2 protein-coding genes are annotated in these 3,158 nt (G+C 73.5%); both read left to right on the forward strand.

Annotated elements, in window-relative coordinates:
- The first annotated feature begins 424 nt into the window (after window positions 1-424).
- Window positions 425-1,786 carry a sensor histidine kinase gene (locus tag ACH4C6_RS36290; protein ID WP_398112832.1) on the forward strand — a complete coding sequence of 454 codons (1,362 nt, stop codon included), beginning with the start codon at window positions 425-427 and terminating at the stop codon, window positions 1,784-1,786.
- 378 nt (window positions 1,787-2,164) lie between these two features.
- Window positions 2,165-2,824, forward strand: coding sequence for a LuxR C-terminal-related transcriptional regulator (locus ACH4C6_RS36295; RefSeq protein ID WP_398112833.1), 660 nt, complete (start codon window positions 2,165-2,167; stop codon window positions 2,822-2,824).
- Window positions 2,825-3,158: the final 334 nt, after the last annotated feature.

The following is a 3,158-nucleotide window of genomic DNA, read 5'->3' on the forward strand; positions in this document are numbered from 1 at the left end:
GAACCGACAAGCTCGCGATCGCCTACCAGGCCGCACTCCACCTCGCGGGCATCCTCATCTGGACCCGGCGCTGACCAAAGAGACAGAACCTAGCCGCACCCGTCTCCCCGCGGCCCTCCCGATGGCCACCCCCGTCCCCGGCGGCCCGTCGCACCAGCCGCCTCCGTCCCCCGGCGGCCCCTTCCACAGCCGCCCCGTCTCCCCGTCTCCCCGTGGCCCCGCCGGCTCCTGGCCGGCGGGGCCTCGCGCATGCCGCGCCCGCCCGGCGCGGCGGGGTGGGGTGGGGCGGGGTGGGGTGGGGCGGGGTGGGGTGGGGAAAACCCCCCGTCCAAGAGGCCGACGGCCTTCATGGTCCGCGGGTGCCGGGAGGAGGAGGGTGGAGATACGAGGAAACAGCCGCAGGACGAGGAGAAGGACGGCGCCGATGGCCACGGGATACGGACAGGGGTACGAGCTCGACGGTGAGCCCGGGTTCCGCACGAGCACCGGACGGGGGCACCGGCTGCCCGCCGCGCTGCGCGCGCCGGTCGAGGGCCGCACCTGGCGCGAGCTGGGCTACGTGCTGCTGGGCCTGCCGATCAGCATCCTGCTGTTCACCTACGCGGTCACCATGGTCTCGCTCGGGGCGGGCCTGCTGGTGACGTTCCTGGGCATCCCGGTGCTGGCGGCGGCGCTCGCCGGATGTCGGGGCATCGGCGCGGTGGAACGGGCCCGGGCGCGGTCGCTGCTGGGCCTGGAGGTGGCCGAGCCGGAGCCGCTGCGGGTGCGCAAGCAGGGCGCCATGGCCTGGATGGGGGCCGTCCTGAAGAGCGGCACCTCGTGGCGGGCGCTGCTGTACTCGGTGCTGCAACTGCCCTGGGCGATCTTCTCCTTCGTCGTCGCCGTGAACGTCTGGGTGCTGGGCTGGGGGCTGCTGACGTACCCACTGTGGTTCTGGGTGTTCCCCATGTACGCCGGGCAGGACGGGATGCAGCTGTACGGGGACGAGACGCACCGGGTGTACCTCGACAACCCGTTCGAGATCACCGTGACGGCGCTGGTGGGGCTGCTGTTCACGATCGCCACGCCGTGGATCGTGCGGGCGCTGACGATGGTGGACCGGCTGATGGTGCACGGGCTGCTCGGTCCGTCGCGGCTGGTCTCGCGGGTGGTGGAGCTGGAGTCGGACCGGGGGGTCGTGGTCGACACGGCGGCGGCCGACCTGCGGCGCATCGAGCGGGACCTGCACGACGGGGCGCAGGCCCGCCTGGTGGCGCTGGCGATGGACCTGGGGCTGGCGAAGGAGAAGCTCCAGGAGGACCCGGACGCGGCCGCGCGCATGGTGGACGAGGCGCACGGCGAGGTGAAGACCGCGCTCCAGGAGCTGCGGGACCTGGCCCGGGGCATCCACCCGGCGGTGCTGACGGACCGGGGCCTGGACGCGGCGCTGTCGGCGGTGGCGTCCCGCTGCACGGTGCCGGTGCAGGTCGAGGTGGACCTGGCGGAGCGGCCGGCACCGGCGATCGAGGGCATCGCCTACTTCACGGCGTCGGAGCTGCTCCAGAACGTCAGCAAGCACGCGCGGGCGACCTGGGCGGGCGTGGAGGTCTGGCGCACGGAGAACCGGCTGATGCTCCAGGTCGTGGACAACGGCGTGGGCGGCGCGGACGCGTCCGCGGGCTCCGGGCTGGCGGGCCTGGCCGAGCGGCTGGACGCGGTGGACGGCATCCTCGTCGTGGACTCCCCGGCCGGCGGTCCGACCCGGGTGACGGCGGAGCTGCCCTGGCGGGGCGCCCGGATCCGGTGACGCCGCGGGTGCGTCCGGTGGAACGCCGAGCACGCACCCCGGGCTCCGGCCCCGGCGGGCGACCCCGTCCGCCGACGGACAGACCCGGCAGCGCCTGTCCCCTCCGGCCGGTGAGGGGGCGGGCGCCCCGGCGTCCGGCGCGGAGTGAGCCCCCGCAGGTTCTTCCCCCGGCCTGCGGGCCTCCCCCGGCCTGCGAGTCTCTCCCGCCTGCGGGACGTCGGCCCTGGGCGGTGATCCGCCGGGCCGGATGCCCGTCCCGTGTCCCATTCGGGCGCCGGTCCTGAAATGCTGGACCTGTCGCACGGGTGGGCGCGGGGCCGTCGGGGTCCGCGGACGGGCGGCGCCGGGCCAGGGGGGCCGAACATCGTGGAGGACAGGGTGCGGGTGGTCATCGCCGAGGATTCAGTGCTGCTGCGGGAGGGCCTGACCCGGCTGCTGACCGACCGCGGGCACGAGGTCGTCGCGGGCGTCGGGGACGGTGACGCGCTGGTCAAGACGATCACCGAGCTGGATGCGCAGGGCGACCTGCCGGACGTGGTCGTGGCGGACGTGCGGATGCCGCCGACGCACACCGACGAGGGGGTGCGGGCGGCGGTGCAGCTGCGCAAGGCCCACCCCGGGCTGGGTGTGCTCGTGCTGTCGCAGTACGTGGAGGAGCGGTACGCCACGGAGCTGCTCGCCGGGTCCAGCCGGGGCGTCGGCTACCTGCTGAAGGACCGGGTGGCGGAGGTACGGGAGTTCGTCGACGCCGTGGTGCGGGTGGCCGGGGGCGGTACGGCGCTGGACCCCGAGGTGGTGGCCCAGCTGCTGGGCCGCAGCCGCAAGCAGGACGTGCTGGCGGGGCTCACCCCGCGGGAGCGGGAGGTGCTGGGACTGATGGCCGAGGGCCGCACGAACTCGGCGATCGCCCGGCAGCTCGTGGTCAGCGACGGGGCGGTGGAGAAGCACGTCAGCAACATCTTCCTCAAGCTGGGGCTGTCCCCGAGCGACGGTGACCACCGCAGGGTGCTGGCCGTGCTGACGTACCTCAATTCGTGAAACTCCAGACATGAGAGTCGGAGTGCCCGATCGTCGCGAAGTCGCGTCCAACATGCGAATCACCCCAAGAAGGCGACCCTTGCGGTCGTAGGGTTGATCCAGGGAGGCCTGCGGGAAGGCCTGTCCGGGACAGCCGCCTCGAGGGAGGTCCAGTTCAGTGACCAGCCAGGTCAGTAGCCCAGCGGAGCAGGCCGACGAAGCAGTCGTAGGAGAGCAGCGCAGAGCGGTGGGGGCGAAGGACGTCCGTCGTCTGGATCGGGTGGTCATCAGGTTCGCGGGTGACTCGGGTGACGGCATGCAGCTCACCGGTGACCGTTTCACGTCGGAGACGGCG

Origin of the sequence: Streptomyces sp. NPDC017943 (genome assembly GCF_044328425.1) — a bacterium.
GTDB classification, from domain to species: domain Bacteria; phylum Actinomycetota; class Actinomycetes; order Streptomycetales; family Streptomycetaceae; genus Streptomyces; species Streptomyces djakartensis_A.

What these genes read in the sequence shown, in the direction of transcription:
- ACH4C6_RS36290 (WP_398112832.1), top strand. Translation starts at nt 425, where the DNA reads ATGGCCACGGGATACGGACAGGGGTACGAGCTCGACGGTGAGCCCGGG.